Annotated in this window: 17 protein-coding genes and 2 tRNA genes; 8 read left to right on the top strand and 11 right to left on the bottom strand. The window is 56.2% G+C overall.

Annotation, left to right across the window (positions count from 1 at the left end; all coding sequences use genetic code 11):
* Positions 1-282: 282 nt before the first annotated feature.
* From FND52_RS01680 to FND52_RS01660, 5 genes are all read right to left on the bottom strand, one after another.
* The gene (locus FND52_RS01680) at positions 283-996 is read right to left on the bottom strand and encodes an ABC transporter ATP-binding protein (RefSeq protein WP_144129120.1); all 714 of its coding nucleotides are present in this window, start codon (positions 994-996) and stop codon (positions 283-285) included.
* Positions 993-1,865, bottom strand: a complete 873-nt coding sequence (locus tag FND52_RS01675; protein WP_144129119.1) for an ABC transporter ATP-binding protein — start codon at positions 1,863-1,865, stop codon at positions 993-995. Before FND52_RS01675 ends, FND52_RS01680 begins: the two co-directional genes overlap by 4 nt.
* A complete protein-coding gene (livM, locus tag FND52_RS01670) occupies positions 1,862-3,148 on the bottom strand; it encodes a high-affinity branched-chain amino acid ABC transporter permease LivM (RefSeq protein ID WP_125292304.1) in 1,287 nt (428 codons plus the stop codon). Before livM ends, FND52_RS01675 begins: the two co-directional genes overlap by 4 nt.
* 10 nt (positions 3,149-3,158) lie before the next feature.
* Positions 3,159-4,073 carry an ABC transporter permease subunit gene (locus FND52_RS01665; RefSeq protein WP_125292305.1) on the bottom strand — a complete coding sequence of 305 codons (915 nt, stop codon included), beginning with the start codon at positions 4,071-4,073 and terminating at the stop codon, positions 3,159-3,161.
* Positions 4,074-4,168: 95 nt separating this feature from the next.
* Positions 4,169-5,284 carry a branched-chain amino acid ABC transporter substrate-binding protein gene (locus FND52_RS01660; protein ID WP_144129118.1) on the bottom strand — a complete coding sequence of 372 codons (1,116 nt, stop codon included), beginning with the start codon at positions 5,282-5,284 and terminating at the stop codon, positions 4,169-4,171.
* Between the two features lie 396 nt (positions 5,285-5,680).
* Between FND52_RS01660 and FND52_RS01655 the strand changes: the two genes are divergently transcribed.
* Together FND52_RS01655 and FND52_RS01650 are read left to right on the top strand one after the other, a co-directional pair.
* Complete coding sequence (locus FND52_RS01655) at positions 5,681-7,135, top strand: AMP nucleosidase (RefSeq protein ID WP_125292307.1); 1,455 nt, start codon at positions 5,681-5,683, stop codon at positions 7,133-7,135.
* A gap of 139 nt (positions 7,136-7,274) precedes the next feature.
* Positions 7,275-7,350: transfer RNA gene (locus FND52_RS01650), tRNA-Asn, on the top strand.
* A 79-nt stretch (positions 7,351-7,429) separates the two neighbouring features.
* Here FND52_RS01650 and FND52_RS01645 read toward each other — a convergent pair.
* The 4 genes from FND52_RS01645 to ldtA form a co-directional block, all read right to left on the bottom strand.
* Positions 7,430-7,762, bottom strand: coding sequence for a type II toxin-antitoxin system PemK/MazF family toxin (locus FND52_RS01645; RefSeq protein WP_144129117.1), 333 nt, complete (start codon positions 7,760-7,762; stop codon positions 7,430-7,432).
* Positions 7,763-8,020, bottom strand: a complete 258-nt coding sequence (locus FND52_RS01640) for an AbrB/MazE/SpoVT family DNA-binding domain-containing protein (protein ID WP_125292508.1) — start codon at positions 8,018-8,020, stop codon at positions 7,763-7,765.
* A gap of 213 nt (positions 8,021-8,233) precedes the next feature.
* Positions 8,234-8,710 carry a DUF1453 family protein gene (locus tag FND52_RS01635; RefSeq protein WP_144129116.1) on the bottom strand — a complete coding sequence of 159 codons (477 nt, stop codon included), beginning with the start codon at positions 8,708-8,710 and terminating at the stop codon, positions 8,234-8,236.
* Positions 8,711-8,841: 131 nt separating this feature from the next.
* Entirely contained in the window at positions 8,842-9,774 is a 933-nt protein-coding gene (gene ldtA, locus FND52_RS01630; protein ID WP_125292345.1) for a L,D-transpeptidase, read from the bottom strand.
* 272 nt (positions 9,775-10,046) lie between these two features.
* Between ldtA and FND52_RS01625 the strand changes: the two genes are divergently transcribed.
* Genes FND52_RS01625 through FND52_RS01610 form a run of 4 tightly spaced genes read left to right on the top strand, consistent with a single transcriptional unit; the run spans position 10,047 to position 13,408 of the window.
* On the top strand, positions 10,047-10,931 hold the full coding sequence (locus FND52_RS01625) for a metal ABC transporter substrate-binding protein (RefSeq protein WP_244290546.1): 885 nt from the start codon (positions 10,047-10,049) through the stop codon (positions 10,929-10,931).
* Positions 10,928-11,728: a manganese/iron ABC transporter ATP-binding protein gene (locus FND52_RS01620; RefSeq protein ID WP_244290529.1), complete on the top strand. Its 801-nt coding sequence runs from the start codon at positions 10,928-10,930 to the stop codon at positions 11,726-11,728. Before FND52_RS01625 ends, FND52_RS01620 begins: the two co-directional genes overlap by 4 nt.
* The gene (locus tag FND52_RS01615) at positions 11,725-12,585 is read left to right on the top strand and encodes a metal ABC transporter permease (RefSeq protein ID WP_144129114.1); all 861 of its coding nucleotides are present in this window, start codon (positions 11,725-11,727) and stop codon (positions 12,583-12,585) included. Before FND52_RS01620 ends, FND52_RS01615 begins: the two co-directional genes overlap by 4 nt.
* Complete coding sequence (locus FND52_RS01610; protein WP_144129113.1) at positions 12,578-13,408, top strand: metal ABC transporter permease; 831 nt, start codon at positions 12,578-12,580, stop codon at positions 13,406-13,408. The genes FND52_RS01615 and FND52_RS01610 overlap by 8 nt, the downstream gene beginning before the upstream one ends.
* Here the strand turns inward: FND52_RS01610 and FND52_RS01605 are convergent.
* Positions 13,371-14,834, bottom strand: coding sequence for an EmmdR/YeeO family multidrug/toxin efflux MATE transporter (locus tag FND52_RS01605; protein ID WP_125292350.1), 1,464 nt, complete (start codon positions 14,832-14,834; stop codon positions 13,371-13,373). The genes FND52_RS01610 and FND52_RS01605 overlap by 38 nt on opposite strands.
* A 187-nt stretch (positions 14,835-15,021) precedes the next feature.
* On the opposite strand from FND52_RS01605, the gene FND52_RS01600 reads away from it, so the two are divergent.
* A tRNA-Asn gene (locus FND52_RS01600) sits at positions 15,022-15,097 on the top strand.
* Between the two features lie 59 nt (positions 15,098-15,156).
* Here the strand turns inward: FND52_RS01600 and FND52_RS01595 are convergent.
* Positions 15,157-15,459: a helix-turn-helix domain-containing protein gene (locus FND52_RS01595; RefSeq protein ID WP_144129112.1), complete on the bottom strand. Its 303-nt coding sequence runs from the start codon at positions 15,457-15,459 to the stop codon at positions 15,157-15,159.
* A gap of 375 nt (positions 15,460-15,834) precedes the next feature.
* Here FND52_RS01595 and FND52_RS01590 point away from each other — a divergent pair, with 375 nt between their 5' ends.
* Complete coding sequence (locus FND52_RS01590; RefSeq protein ID WP_125292352.1) at positions 15,835-16,596, top strand: C40 family peptidase; 762 nt, start codon at positions 15,835-15,837, stop codon at positions 16,594-16,596.
* Positions 16,597-16,629 lie beyond the last annotated feature (33 nt).

The raw sequence follows: 16,629 nt of genomic DNA, 5'->3' as shown, positions 1-16,629 counted from the left end.
AGGATGATGCCGTTAATAACATAAATAAATACTGTATAAACTTAGACACATGGAACAGTAAATTGAAGGTAAAGTATACTAATAACCATGAGGTCTTATATAGGTACCTCCAGGAAACAGAGAAACAGGGCTTATCCTCTCTTGTATCAAAACAGTTACATGACAGGCAGAACGACTGCTGAATCCCAAAATTAATAGTTGCTCAAGGAAATTAACATGGCAAATTTAATTTATTTAACACTGAAGCTTCTACAAAATTAAGCTGGCAGTAAGCATTCATTTTTACACCCCACCCAGATACGCTTTCCGCACTTCCGGGTTAACCAGCAGTTCCGCCCCGCTCCCGGTCAGGCGAATTTCTCCATTGGTCATCACATACCCCCGGTCGGAAAGTTTCAGCGCGTGGTTAGCGTTTTGCTCCACCAGAAACAGCGTTACGCCCTGCTGGGTCAGTTCGCGCAGGATCTGAAAAATCTGTTTCACCACCAATGGTGCCAGCCCCAGACTCGGCTCATCCAGCAACAGGAGTTTTGGGCGGCTCATCAGCGCCCGGGCGATAGACAACATCTGCTGTTCGCCGCCGGAGAGCGTCATCGCCCGCTGGCTGCGCCGCTCCTCAAGCCGGGGAAAAAGCTGGTACATGCGCGCCTTATCCTCTTTCTGATAGCGGTTGCCAATAGCAATCGCGCCCATTAGCAGGTTTTCTTCCACCGTCATATCCGGGAAAATGCGCCTTCCTTCCGGGGCCTGGGCGATGCCGTTGCTGGCAATAAAATGGGTGGAGCGGCGGCTGATATCTTCGCCCCGGTAGAGAATTTGCCCGCTGGCGATGCGCGGCTGGCCGAAAATCGACATCAGCAAGGTGGATTTACCCGCGCCGTTCGCGCCGATCAGCGAGACGGTTTCGCCCTCGTTCACCGTCAGTGAAATGCCTTTCAGCGCCTGGATTGGCCCATAAAACACGTCAACATCGCGAAACTCCAGCAGTGGTTTCATCCGGTGACCTCCTCTTCCTCTGCGCCCAGATAGGCGGCGATAACGCTGGGGTTGTGCTGGATTTCCTGCGGCGCGCCGCGCGCGATGACGTTGCCGTGGTCAAGCACGATAACGTGGTCGGAAATCTCCATCACCATGCCCATGTCGTGTTCAATCAGCAGCACCGTAACGCCGTGCTGCTGGCGCAGCAGCCGTAAGATGCGGCTCACGGCGTGGGTTTCCACCGGGTTAAGCCCGGCGGCGGGTTCGTCGAGGCAGATCATCTCCGGCCCGGTGCACATGGCGCGGGCGATTTCCAGGCGGCGCTGCTGCCCATAAGAAAGCGTGCCCGCCAGCCGGTTGGCGCAATCCACCATCTCCACCACTTCCAGCCAGTAAAACGCCCTATCCAGCGCCTGGTTTTCCGCCCTGCGGTACGCGGCAGTGTTAAAAATGCCGGCAATCAGATTACGGTTCGCCAGCATGTGCTGGGCAACCAGCAGGTTTTCTACCACTGACATTTCACGGAATAAGCGGATATTCTGGAAAGTACGCGCCAGCCCGGCCCGGTTCACCAGATGGGTGCCGCCAAACATTTTGTAGTAGAGCCGCGAACCAAGCCGTCGGGGATGCAGAAAATCACTCGCGCGCAGCTTTTGCCCCAGCACCTCGATGATGTCGGTAGGCGTGCGTGTGTTCAGCAAGATCGCACCGCCGGTGGCGTGATAAAACCCGGTCAGGCAGTTAAATACCGTAGTTTTACCCGCCCCGTTTGGGCCGATTAGCGCGGTGATCGAACCGCGTTCCACGTCCAGATTGACGTCGTTAAGCGCGTTGATGCCGCCAAAATGCATCATCAGATGTTCCACCCGCAGGATACTGTCGTTCACGGCGCGACTCCTTTGCGGGTGGCAAACCCGGCGCGACTGGTGCGCACCAGTCCCCGGGGCCGCCAGATCATCATCACCACCATTAACACGCCGAACAGCAGCACGCGGTATTCGGCAAAGCTTCTCAGCAATTCCGGCGCAACCGTCAGCACAAAAGCGGCCAGCACTACGCCGAGCGTCGAACCCATGCCGCCCAGCACTACAATGGCGAGGATCAATGCCGATTCGAAGAAGGTAAATGACGTTGGATTGACAAATCCCTGATACGTGGCGAAGAACACCCCGGCGATCCCGGCGGTTGAAGCGCCGAGCATAAACGCGGAAAGCTTCACCAGCACGTGGTTGAGCCCCAGCGAGCGGCAGGCGATTTCATCTTCACGCAGCGCTTCCCAGGCCCGGCCTATCGGCATCCGCGTCAGGCGATGCTTGATAAACAGCACCAGCAGCACCACCAGAACCAGCACCGCATAGATAAAAATAAATTTCAGGTTAGGGTTATAAGAAATAGCGAAAAACTCATGGAACGGAACGCCGCCGTCTTTGGCGCGCCGGGAAAACTCCAGCCCGAACAGCGTCGGCGCGGGGACGGAAATCCCGTTTGGCCCGCCGGTAAAGCTCAGCCAGTTGTTGAGCACCAGCCGGATGATCTCCCCAAACCCGAGGGTAACAATCGCCAGGTAATCCCCGTGCATCCGCAATACCGGAAAGCCGAGCAGCGCCCCGGCCAGCGCGGCGAGCAGCGCGCCTAACGGCAGCATCACCCAAAACCCCAGCCCCAGATACTGATAGCCCAACGCCAGCCCGTAAGCGCCGATGGCGTAAAACGCCACGTAGCCCAGATCGAGTAGCCCGGCCAGGCCCACCACGATATTCAGCCCTAACCCGAGCAGCACGTAAATCAGCCCGAGGATCGCCACGGTAAGCAGGTACTTGGTGGCGACAAACGGAAACAGCAGCGCCAGCACCATCAACAGCGGGATCGCCCAGCGCAGCGGCGATTTATAATCCACCGGGCGCACATAGACGCCGTCGTCCGCGCTTTCAAACTGGCGGGCAAACCGCCGCCCGCGCGACGTTTGCAGCGCCAGGCTCAGGACGAAGCGCCCCGCCATCACCGCTGCCACCAGTAACGCCACGCGGTCCGGCGACAGCGTATAGCTGTAGCCGCGCAGCACCACCCCGACGATCGGCCCAAACACCACTAGTGCGCATAGCCCTGCCAGTACGGTATCCAGCAGGCATTTTTTGATATCGATTCCTGGCTTCAGTGCCGCATCTGTCATCGTTTACCCCTTACACCTTCGCGACCACGGGACGGCCCAGCAAACCTTGCGGGCGAAAAATCAGGATCACCACCAGCAGTGAAAACGAAAACACGTCTTTATAATCGGAGTTCACCAGCCCGGCGAACTGCGCTTCGGCAACGCCTAACAGCAGGCCGCCAAGCATCGCGCCGGGCAGCGAGCCAATGCCGCCCAACACCGCCGCGGTAAAGGCTTTAATGCCGATGATGAAACCGGCATAAAAATCGAAGGTTCCGTAGTTCATGGTGACCAGCACTCCCGCCAGACCGGCCATCGACGCGCCGATGACAAATACCAGCGAGATCACCCGGTTGGTGTTGATACCGAGTATCGAGGCCATGCGCCGGTCCTGCTGAGTAGCGCGGCAAATGCGCCCCAGCCGGGTAAACTGGATAATCCACGTCAGAACCCCCATGCCCACCACGGCGGCCACCAGGATAAAGACTTTGGTCAGGGTAATTTGCACCACGCCGTCGTCCACGTGGAAGCGCAGCACCCCGGTCAGCAGCGTGGGAATACCCTGCTGATTCGGCCCCTGGCTTAGCTGAACGTAGTTTTGCAGGATCAACGACATGCCGATGGCGGAGATCAATGGTGCCAGCCGGGTGGAGTTACGCAGCGGCCGGTAGGCGATGCGCTCAATCGCCCAGCCGTACACGGCGGTCACGGCGACGGTGAAAATCAGCGTGCCGAAGATCAGCAGCGGGAAGGAGTGAATGCCGAAGCTGGCCAGCAGCGCCAACCCGATGGCGCAGAGATACGCCGAGATCATATAGACTTCGCCGTGAGCGAAATTGATCATCCCGATAATGCCGTAAACCATGGTGTAGCCGATGGCGATCAAACCGTAGACAGCGCCTAACGTCAGCCCGTTGATCAGCTGTTGGAGAAAAAAAGCATCCATATCAACACTCTCGCCAGTGAGAAAGCTGCCCGATAGCCGGGCAGCATTCAGTGTCGCGGCGTTTTACCTGGCGGCAAAACGGACGGGGCGGCAAATTACAGCTGTTTGTATTTGCCTTTGTCATCCCACTGATAAACCACGTAATCCGAGACTTTCAGGTCGCCCTTGCCGTCCCAGGATTTGGGGCCCATCACCGTGTCCACGGTATTGGACTTCAACCATTCACTGGCTTTTTCGTTGTCTTTCCCCGCGCCGTTATAGGCGGCGGCAATCGCCTGGATCGAGGCGTAGGCGTAAAGGGTGTAGCCTTCCGGCTCAAAACCGCTGGCACGGAATTTTTCGATTACCGTTTTACCCGCCGGGATGGTGCGCGGATCGTTGCCGAAGGTCATCAGCACGCCGTTGGTAAACTGCGGGCCGCCCGCTGCGGTCACCATCTCTTCGGTCACTACGCAGTCACCGGAGAAGAATTTCGCCTGTACGCCCTGCTCGCGCATCTGGCGCACCAGCGGGCCTGCTTCCGGATGGCAGCCGCCGAAGTAAACCACGTCGGGTTTCAGCGAACCGATTTTGGTTACCAGGGCGTTAAAGTCTTTTTCCCCACGCGACAGGCCTTCGTACAGCACCTCTTTGGTGCCGCGCTTTTCCAGCGCCGCTTTGGTGGCGTCGGCAAGGCCCTGTCCATAAGTATCTTTATCGTGAATGATGGCGATTTTCTTCGCTTTCAGCGTGTCAAGCATGTAGTTGGCCGCCACAACGCCCTGCTGGTCATCGCGCCCGCACATGCGGAACATGCCCTTCATGCCGCGCTCGGTTACCTGCGGATTGGTGGAGCCCGGCGTGATGGTCAACACGCCCGCCTCGTCATACACCTCAGACGCAGGCATGGTAGAAGAAGAACAGAAATGCCCGACCACCGCCGAAACTTTGGATTCATCCACCATGCGGTTGGCTACCGCCACCGCCTGCTTAGGCTCACAGGCGTCGTCTCCCTGCACCAGCACGATTTTCTCGCCTTTAATACCGCCCGCAGCGTTAATATCCTCCGCCGCCTGGGTTGCGCCCTTCCAGTATTGCGCGCCGTAGGTGGCGTTCGGGCCGGTGAAAGGCCCCGCCACGCCGATTTTGATATCCGCCTGGGCATAAAATGCCGTGGTTAAACAACCGACAATGGCGATATGCAGCGGTAATTGTTTTAGTTTCAAAGACATTCGGATATTCCTCGCACTGTTCAGACACGGCGCCAACGCTGGCGCGGGAAAAATCACGGGCTTCGTCAATACACTGGCTTTCGAGCGGGCCTGTTTATTAACAATCAAAGGGATGAGTTTGCCGTCACGTGGCTGGCTGGGATGCGCGGTTTCCGGACCGTCCAGAATCTTAAACATAGCCGCGCGCCCGTCAGGCTGCGCACCCCGCAAGTATAAATTTGCGGCGAAGATCACCTGTCCGGTGCGGATTGTTGAACATTAACAGTCGGTTCAGGGCGGCAATCATTCAGATGGATGAGTTTTACAGGAGTTGCTATTCAACACACGACTGTATTACTCCTGTGACATACTATCGGTAATGTTGCACCCGACAGCTTGCCGGGATAAGGAGAGAAGATGAACCAAGCCGTAGTAAGCCTGACGCCAGAACAGGCGCTGGATCAACTGGAAGCCCTTTACGACCAGGCGGTGAACGCCCTGCGCGACGCCATCAGCCTGTATATTTCAGAAGGAAAATTACCGGATACCACCCGCCGCGCCAGCGGGCTGTTTGTTTATCCGCAACTGCAGGTGAGCTGGGACGGCACTGCGGTTAATCCGAAAAAGACCCGCGCTTACGCCCGGTTTACCCATCCCGGCTGTTACACCACCACTATTACCCGCCCGGCGCTGTTCCGCGCCTATCTGGCGGAACAGCTGGAGCTGCTGTATCACGATTACGGTGCGATCATCGAAGTGGCACCGTCACCTCATGAGATCCCGTACCCGTATGTGATCGACGGCTCGGCGCTGACGCTGGACCGCTCCATGAGCGCCGGTCTGGCGCGCCACTTCCCCACCACCGAACTGGCGCAAATCGGCGACGAAACCGCCGATGGGATTTTCCACCCTACCGAGTTTTACCCACTATCGCATTTTGACGCGCGTCGGGTCGATTTCTCGCTGGCGCGGCTGCGCCACTACACCGGTACGCCGGTGGAGCATTTCCAGCCGTTTGTGCTGTTTACTAACTACACCCGCTACGTGGACGAGTTTGTGCGCTGGGGATGCAGCCAGATCCTTGACCCGGATAGCCCGTACATCGCGCTCTCCTGCGCGGGCGGCATCTGGATCACCGCCGATACCGAAGCGCCTGAAGAGGCGATTTCCGATCTGGCCTGGAAAAAACACCAGATGCCCGCCTGGCATTTGATCACTCAGGACGGCCAGGGGATCACCCTGGTGAATATCGGCGTCGGGCCATCGAACGCCAAAACCATCTGCGACCATCTGGCGGTACTGCGCCCGGATGTGTGGATGATGATTGGCCACTGCGGCGGGCTGCGCGAAAGCCAGGCGATTGGCGATTATGTGCTGGCGCACGCCTATCTGCGCGATGACCACGTACTGGACGCGGTGCTACCACCGGATATCCCGATCCCGAGCATTGCTGAAGTGCAGCGCGCGCTGTACGACGCCACCAAACAGGTGAGCGGTATGCCGGGGGAAGAAGTTAAACAGCGGCTGCGTACCGGCACGGTCGTCACCACCGACGACCGCAACTGGGAGCTGCGCTACAGCGCCTCGGCGCTGCGCTTTAACTTAAGCCGCGCCGTGGCGATTGATATGGAAAGCGCCACCATTGCCGCCCAGGGCTATCGCTTCCGGGTGCCCTACGGCACGCTGCTGTGCGTGTCGGATAAACCGCTGCATGGCGAAATCAAACTCCCCGGCCAGGCAAACCGGTTTTACGAAGGGGCGATTTCCGAGCATTTGCAGATTGGCATTCGGGCAATAGATTTGCTGCGCGCCGAAGGCGACCGCCTCCATTCCCGTAAACTGCGCACCTTTAACGAACCGCCGTTCCGCTAACCTTGCAGCGTTGTCCGGGTGGGCCTTTCCACCCGGATTTTCGACAAGTTGTGGAATTAATCAGCAAACAAACTCAAAATCAAAAACAGGCTTTGACAAGCCTTCGGTGGGTCGATACTATGCGCCCCGTTCACACGATTCCTCTGTAGTTCAGTCGGTAGAACGGCGGACTGTTAATCCGTATGTCACTGGTTCGAGTCCAGTCAGAGGAGCCAAATTTAGAAAAAGCAGATATCGAAAGGTATCTGCTTTTTTGCTTTTATCCCTTTCCCCGTTTCGCTACCTCCAGCAGCCTTAGTTCAGAATAGCTTCCAGCCTGGCCAGCACTTCATTCACTATCGCCTCGGGGATACGTTCCAGACGTTTGCCGCTCCTGGCTACCATATCAATGGTTCTGGGTTGGTCACAGCGAATGACGCCCGTTGTTTTTGTGCCGGCCCCGTCCAGTGAGACGGTAAAACCCGCAGCACGGGCAAAGTGTCCGCCACTGGTAACGGGAACAACAACGGGCAGACGGGTAAAGGTATTAAACGATGCCTTCGATACGATAAGCACCGGAAGCTTTCCGCTTTGCTCATGGCCCGCAGTGGGATCAAGTGAAACGAGCCAGATTTCGCCTCTGTCCATTTACAGGATCTCCTTACCCACCGGCGGTGCATCAATCCATTCTCGATCCTCTTTGCTCAGTTCAGCGTTGGGATCGCACTGCGCCAACAATTCCTCAAGTGAATAACGGGGCCGTTTCTGGGCCTCAATAATCAGGCAGCCCTTATCAATAGTCATACCGACTTCACTGTCCGTCGTTAGACCCAGCGTTTTAAGCACAGCGGGAGGTACCGTAAGCATCACAGATCCTCCGACCTTTTTCAGGCGAGTGGTATACATATTAAACCTCCGAAAGTTATATTTTAATATAACATCGAAAGCGGGGAGCGCACAATTTGTCATCAATTCCATTGAGATTTCCTTAACGCAACCAGGCATGAAGTCTCATAGTAAGGAACTGATTTGACTGTTGAAATAATTATGATGAATCAAATAAATAAAATGCGGCGCAGCTTCCGTAATCGCTTTGCGCCGCCAGGCATAAAAGGAAAATTACTGAACGGAAGGCATACTTATCGCAACGACTTTCTGAGCCCGCAGCCACACAATTTGCGCCTGAACCGCTACCATAATGGCGATCAGCACGAGAATTTCCCCAAAGCCGTTATGCGGTTGCGGATGGTTAAAGTACAGCCAGGTGCCGAGCAGGAATTTAAACGCCACCAGCCCAACGAACAAACCAATCGTCAACGCATTCCCCTGGCTGAAGACTTTACCGTCCTCAACGCTCAGGCGAGTCAGATTGCCGCGCATCACGCCTACCAACGCGCTGGCACCGACGCTTAGCACCACGGTTGCCCAGGCGATGGCGTCGGTCGGCAGGTAAAAGCCACCCACGACCAGGCCGACTATCCCGTAAATTTTCGCCATTTTGAAACGACCTTTACCGTTCACTTCCGTGCGGATGGTTTGTTTGTAAACTGACCAGCAGGTCAGAGCTATCAGCATCAGGATTTGAGTGGCGGTCATTTTTCACCTCAGCGGTTCAGGAATACTTGTCGATGGAAAAATCTTACCACTGGAAAGATAAACGCCAAATCAACAAAACGCGCGAAAAAAAACCAGGCGTTTAAGCCTGGTTCGGTTGGTAAGAATGAGAGTTAAAAAGTTGTCCCGACCGCATGGTTAATCTGCACCGGCATTCCCGAGCGGCGCTCAATGGCTTCAGACACTACCTGCGCATCCGCATCCGGGCTTTCCACCTCTTTACGCAGCGCCCCGGTTAAGGTGATCGGCACTCGTTTATCCGATTCAAACTCGGTACGGTTGCGCGACAGCGGCTCGTGGACTTCCAGCCAGCGGGTGCCGTCCGGTTCAAGGGTGGTCTTTACCGGTTGATCGATCAGCTGCACGCGCGTGCCCACCGGGACGTTATCGAACAGCAGTTTGATGTCATCATCGCGCAAACGGATACAGCCCTGGCTCACACGCAGGCCGATACCAAAATTGGCATTGGTGCCGTGGATGGCGTACAGGCGGCCAATATAAATCGCGTACAGCCCCATCGGGTTATCTGGCCCGGCAGGGACAAAAGCCGGCAGCGTAATGCCCTCTTTCGCGTATTCGCGACGGGTATTGGCAGTTGGCGTCCACGACGGCGCTTCCTGCTTACGCTCGACTTTAGTCACCCAGTTGCGCGGCGTCTCGCGGCCCGCCTGGCCAATACCGATCGGCAGAACCACCACAGTCCCGCTGTCTGGCGGGTAGTAATAGAGGCGCATTTCGGCGCTGTTCACCACAATCCCTTTACGCGGCGTATCCGGCAGGATCACCTGCTGAGGGATAATCAACTGGCTGCCCGGTTTAGGCAAATAGGGATCAACGCCCGGATTAGCTTCCAGCATATTACTCAGCCCAAGGCCGTACATTGCCGCGAAATGCTCCAGCGGCTCGGTGTTGCCTTCCGGTATCGTGATAGTGATATTGCTGCCCACCAGGCGGCTGCCTTCGGGCGGCAGGGGATAGGTTGTCGCCCAGGACGCTTGCAGCGCGGAAACCAGAAGTAAAAATGAAACCAGAATTAAACGAAGCATAGCGTTCCTTATTGAGTCAGAACTTTAAGCATAGATTGTCAAAACATGACCGAATGTTACAGAAGTATGATCTTATAGCCACCTTCATGTGAAACGCCCATTCTCTTAAGTCCTAAAAGTTATCCTGAATGCTTTTTCACATCAATTTAAGTGATAACAATTATCATTTGCCCTCCTGTATAGCTTAGGCTATGTTTTATAGCAGGTGCTATAAACGATGAAATATCAATCAGGAGACAGGCATGAGGGGTATGGGAAAATGGCGTACGGCAATGGCGATGTCGGCAATAGCTGCCGCGCTGATGACATTTCAGGCCAGCGCTCAGGAAAAATTTAAGGCTGTTACGACGTTCACTGTTATCGCCGACATGGCGAAAAACGTGGCCGGGGACGTTGCCGAAGTGGAGTCGATCACCAAACCCGGCGCAGAAATTCATGAATATCAGCCCACGCCAGGCGATATCAAACGCGCCCAGGGGGCGAAGCTGATCCTCGCCAACGGTATGAACCTGGAGTTGTGGTTTCAGAAGTTTTATCAGCACCTGAAAGGCGTACCGGAAGTGGTGGTGACCAAAGGCATTACGCCGATGGCGATTGGCAACGGACCCTATCAGGGCAAGCCTAACCCGCATGCGTGGATGTCTCCCGATAACGCGATGATATATGTCGATAACATTCGCGATGCGTTTGTTGAGCACGATCCGGCCAATGCCGACGTCTATCGCGCCAATGCGGAAAGCTATAAACAAAAAATTGCCGCCACCCTTGCGCCGCTGCATCAAAAACTCGATCAACTGCCGCCGCAGCAGCGCTGGCTGGTAACCAGCGAAGGGGCGTTTTCCTATCTGGCCCGGGATATGGGTTTGAAAGAGCTGTATCTGTGGCCGATCAACGCCGATCAGCAAGGCACGCCGCAGCAGGTACGTAACGTGGTGGACACCATTAAGCGCGAGCGCATCCCGACTATTTTCAGCGAAAGTACCGTATCCGATAAACCGGCTCGCCAGGTGGCCCGGGAGACCGGCGCGCATTACGGCGGCGTACTGTATGTCGATTCACTGAGCAAAGCCGACGACCCGGTTCCCACTTATATCGATTTGCTACGCGTCACCACCGACACCATCGTCACCGGCATCCGCGAGGGGGCAGCAAAATGATTTCTCCTTTCAGGCGAGTTCAAACCTCAGATATCTCACGACACGGGCCAGGCGTGGCGGTTAGCCAGGCGACCGTCACCTGGCGCAACGGTCACACCGCCCTGCGCGACGCGTCGTTCCAGCTGCCGCAGGGCAGCATTACCGCGCTGCTCGGCGTCAACGGCGCGGGAAAATCTACGCTGTTTAAAGCCATTATGGGGCTGGTGCCGCTGGCGCGCGGCACTATTAATTTGCTGGGAATGCCGGTGAAAACCGCGCTGGGCAATAACCTGGTGAGCTATGTGCCGCAGTCTGAAGAGGTGGACTGGAATTTCCCGGTGCTGGTGGAAGATGTGGTGATGATGGGGCGCTACGGCTATATGGGCATGCTTCGCCGTCCATCTGCCGCCGATCGTCATGCCGTCGATCAGGCGCTGGCGCGGGTGGATATGGGCCATTTACGCCAGCGGCAAATCGGCGAGCTCTCCGGCGGCCAGAAAAAACGCGTCTTTCTGGCGCGAGCGCTGGCGCAGAACGGTCAGTTGATTTTACTGGATGAACCCTTTACCGGCGTGGATGTGAAAACCGAGCAGCAGATTGTCACCCTGCTCGGCCAGCTGCGCGACGAAGGCCGCACGCTGCTGGTATCCACCCATAATCTTGCCAGCGTGCCGTCGTTTTGCGATCACACCCTGTTGATTAACGGCAGCGTAGTGGCCTGCGGCAAAACCGCCGACACCTTTACCCATGCCAATATCGAACGGGCGTTCGGCGGCGTGTCACATCATCTGTTCAGCACCTGCCAGGAGGCGGTATGACCTGGCTGCTCGAACCCTTCAGCTACGGCTGGATGGTAAACGCCATGTGGGTCTCGGCGCTGGTAGGCGGCGTCTGCGCGTTTCTCTCCTGCTATTTAATGCTCAAAGGCTGGTCGCTGATTGGCGATGCGCTTTCCCACGCGATTGTCCCCGGCGTGGCGGGCGCGTGGATGCTCGGCCTGCCCTTCTCGCTGGGTGCGTTTTTCTCTGGCGGGCTGGCTGCCGCCGCGATGCTGTTTTTAAATCAGCGCACCCGGCTGCGTGAAGACGTGATTATCGGCCTGATCTTCTCGTCGTTTTTCGCCCTCGGGCTGTTTATGGTGTCGCTCAACCCCACCGCCGTAAACATCCAGTCGATTGTGATGGGCAACGTGCTGACCATCGCCCCCTCAGACATTATCCAGCTGTCGCTGATTAGCGGTATTACCCTGTTGATTTTACTGGTGAAATGGAAAGATCTGCTGGTCACGTTTTTTGATGAAACCCACGCCCGGGCCGTTGGCCTGAACCCGGTGCTGCTGAAATGCCTGTTCTTTACCCTGCTGTCGGCCTGCACCGTGGCGGCGCTGCAAACCGTCGGCGCATTTCTGGTGATCTCTATGGTGGTCACCCCTGGCGCGACGGCGTGGCTGTTTACCGACCGTTTTCCCCGGCTGATTATTATCGCCGTGGCGCTCGGCAGCCTGACCAGTTTCTTCGGCGCGTGGCTGAGTTATTACCTTGACGGGGCGACGGGCGGCATCATCGTCACCCTGCAAACTCTGCTGTTTGTGCTGGCGTTTTTCTTTGCCCCGCAGCACGGTGTTATCGCAGCCCGCAAACGACGGATGACCCGCCAGGCGGTGCACCATGGTTGAATGGGTAATGGCCCCGCTGGCCTTTGACTTTATGGTCAACGCGCTGATTATTTCCGTGCTGATCGCCATTCCCTGCGCCCTGCTCTCCTGCTTTCTGGTGTTGAAAGGCTGGGCGCTGATGGGTGATGCCATGAGCCACGCGGTATTTCCCGGCGTGGTGATCGCGTGGATGCTCGGCCTGCCCTTCGCGCCCGGTGCGTTTGTGGCGGGGATGCTGTGCGCACTGGCAACCGGCTATCTGAAAGACAACAGCCGCATTCGCCACGACACGGCGATGGGCATCGTGTTTTCCGGCATGTTTGGTTTCGGGCTGGTGCTGTACGTCTGGCTCCAGCCGGAGGTGCATCTCGACCATATTCTGTTTGGCGATATGCTGGGGATCGGCAGCAGCGACATCCGCGATACCGCACTGGTCACGCTGCTCACCGTGTCGGTCATCGCCGTGAAATGGCGTGACCTGGTGCTGCACGCTTTCGACCCGGTACAGGCTCAGGCGGTAGGGCTGCGCATCAAGCTATTGCATTACGGGCTGTTAGTCCTGCTGGCGCTGGCGATTGTCGCCTCGCTAAAAGCGGTAGGGATTATTCTTGCCATTGCGATATTGATAGCGCCCGGCGCGATAGCCTTTTTGATTACCCGCACCTTTGGCGCGATGCTGCTGGCGGCGGTTGGCGTGGCGATTATCGCGTCGCTAAGCGGGATCTGGCTGTCGTTTTATCTCGACAGCGCCCCCGCGCCCACCATCGTGTTGGTATTCAGCCTGCTGTTTGTTATGGCGATGCTGGTTAACCGTCGCCAGTCTGCGCCGCAGCCTGACGCGTAACGGCAGTTTTTTTGCTGCGCGGGTACTTCTGCAACCAGCGTCCACTAATCATACGCCAGTAGAAGAAGAGCCCGCGCACCGCCCAGTCGAGGAACATGCCGAGCCAGACCCCGACGACGCCCATGCCGAGCATAATCCCCAGCACGTAACCGGCAACCACCCGGCAGCCCCACATGCCCAGCATGGTCACCCACATGGCGAAACGGGCGTCGCGCGCGCCTTTCAGCCCGGCGGGAAGCACCCACGCCGCCGCCCAAATAGGCATAAACAGCGCGTTCAACCATAGCAGGTGTTTAACCACTTCGATAACGTCCTGCTCGTGGGTATAGAACGAGGCGATAAGCCCGGCGAACGGCGCGCTCAGCCAGGCGATGGCAGTTAACCCAAGGGTCGAAATCCAGAAAATATGGCGCAGCTGCAACTCCGCCTGGCTAATCTGTCCTTTACCGAGGCGTTTGCCGACGATAATGGTTGATGCAGAGCCCAATGCGTTACCCGGCAGGTTAATCAGCGCCGCCACGGAAAAAGCGATAAAGTTACCGGCAATCACGTTGGTGCCCATACCGGCGACAAACATCTGGGTAAGCAATTTACCGCAGTTAAACAGCACCGACTCCACGCTGGCTGGCACACCAATCCCCAGCACTTCGCGCAAAATCGAAATATCAAGGCGAGTGAAATAGCTGCGTAAGGTGATCTTAAGCGCCGGATTAAAGCCGATCATCAGCACATAAATAATGCCCAGCGCGCCGATATAGCGCGACAGCGTGAGCCCAAGCCCTGCACCGGAGAACCCCAGCCCGTCCCAGGAAAACAGGCCGTAAATCAGCACGCTGCTGATCATAATGTTGAGAATGTTCATCCCGCCGTTAATCAGCAGCGGAATTTTGGTGTTCCCTGCCCCGCGCAGCGCCCCGCTGCCGATCAGCGTAATGGCCGCCGCCGGGTAGCTCCATACCGTGAGCTGGAGATAATTAAGCGCCAGCTGTTTCACCTGAACGGAAGCCTCGCCTGCCACAACATCGATAATTTGTTCGCCGAAATAGTGGATCACCGCCGCCAGCACCACGGCGACCAGGGTCATCAGGATCAGCGACTGGCGCGCCGCCGCGCGGGCGCGTTTCGGGTCGCGCTTGCCGAGGCTAAAGGCCACCACCACGGTGGTCCCTAAATCGATAGCCGCAAAAAACGCCAGGATCACCATGTTGAAGCTATCGGCAAGCCCCACGCCCGCCATCGCTTCTTTGCCCAGCCAGCTCACGAGGAAGGTGCTGAGCACCCCCATCAACAGTACGCAGGTATTTTCAATGAAGATTGGCACCGCCAGCGGCATAATTTCCCGCCAGTAAAGGGTGCGATAACTTTTTCTACGGCCGTGCCAGTGCGTGCGCGACAGAGTGCGCCGCAGCGAAGTGGATAAGCTCAAGGTGAATCCATCAGGAAAGTAAAACAACTTTTCAATGATGAGTGAGGAACGGCGTTACTGCAAAGTATTTCCACATTTTTTGTTGGCATTTTCAGCGAAGCGCCGCCAAAGTGGTCAGTCGAATGCTGAAGACCGAAATGGGGTTTGACAAAAAGTTTTCCCCCGCTAAGATAAGCCTCCACACGATTCCTCTGTAGTTCAGTCGGTAGAACGGCGGACTGTTAATCCGTATGTCACTGGTTCGAGTCCAGTCAGAGGAGCCAAATTTGAAAAAGCAGATGTCGCAAGACATCTGCTTTTTTGCTTTATAACGCCGACGCGCTTACAGCACAAACCCGTAGTGCGAACCGTCCGGCAGCTCCACATCCAGCCGCAGTTTCCCGCCCGCCGCTTCCACATAGCGCTTCAGCGAAGAGAGTTTTAAATCACGCCCCGGCTTTTCCATGCCCGCGACGGTCGGCTGTTTAATGCCCAGCGCCTGTGCCATCTCCACCTGCGTTTTTTTTACCTTTTCGCGCAGTTCCGCAAGGTGGATATTGAGCAGGATTTCCGTCGCCATCGCTCGCGCCTCGGCGGCCACCTCTGGTTTTTCGTCCGCAAGCAGCTGTTCCAGCGTTCTGCCCATGGCGTTACTCCTCTTAATAATGTCCGTTGTGGCAATTGACCACATATGACCTCCGTATCAATATAGATTTAAACCTATATAGGTGTAAAGCGATAATGGAGATATTGAACGGGTATGAGTCAGAAAACACTGACCAAATTTAGACAGTGCGAGAGGGATTCCAGGGTTTCGCCACAGGGCAACAAAGCCGCGGATATGAATGGAAGTTACACCGCAACTTTCTCACTCAACTTTCTGGCAGAGACCTTCCTGGATACTGATTTACTCAAATTAATCTTTTAATAAAGAACATTTAAAAAGCGACCGCAGGCGCGCGTGATACCATTTTCTACGCAATTAACTCCCTCTGAATTTCACCCTAATTGATGGTTATCTATGCCGGGCAATAAACTCTCTTTAGCCCTGCTGATGTGTATGTCTTTTACCTGTCAGCAGGCCTGTGCTGTCCATAAATCACCACATGGTCCAAAACCCCATACCGAACGAAGCTACGCGGCACGGCAACGCATGTATAACCGCGCCAAACTGTTCAAGCTATGGAAAGACAAAAAAGAAAAAGCGGACAGCAAGGTGGTGTACGGCAATAAAGCATCGAAAGCCGCATTACGCACCAAAAACCGCGTGCTACTGCGCGAGCATCCGGAATGGTTCCCCGGGCCATACCGACAAACTAACCCACATTGGGATCATCTGCGCGACAGCGATGGTAGCCTGTACAGCGATCGGCTGCGCGATACCACCGATATGATTGTTGACCGTCTGGAGGACCAGCTCGGTAAACCCTATGTATGGGGCGGCACATCACCTGTTAATGGCTTCGACTGTAGCGGACTGGTGTTCTACGCTTACAACAAACTGCTTTCTTCAAAATTGCCGCGTACCGCGAACGAGATGTACCACTATAAAAACGCGCGCCCGGTAGCCAAACGCGACCTGAAGCGCGGAGATTTGATCTTCTTCGGCATCCATTCCGAAGGCGACCATGCCGATCACGTCGGCGTGTATCTCGGGGATGGCGATTTTATTGAAGCGCCGCGAACCGGCCTGAATATCCGTATTAGCCACTTCGACGGCGATTTCTGGCAGGATCACTATCTGGGTGCCCGGCGCATCCTCACCGCCAACAATATTCTTTAACGGGTCACAGCAAACAAAAAGGCCATCAATATC

This window comes from Atlantibacter subterraneus, assembly GCF_007570865.1.
Classification (GTDB): Bacteria; Pseudomonadota; Gammaproteobacteria; order Enterobacterales; family Enterobacteriaceae; genus Atlantibacter; species Atlantibacter subterraneus.
The sequence above is the reverse complement of the archived record's forward strand: the minus strand, read 5'-3'. Positions and strand labels throughout refer to the sequence as shown.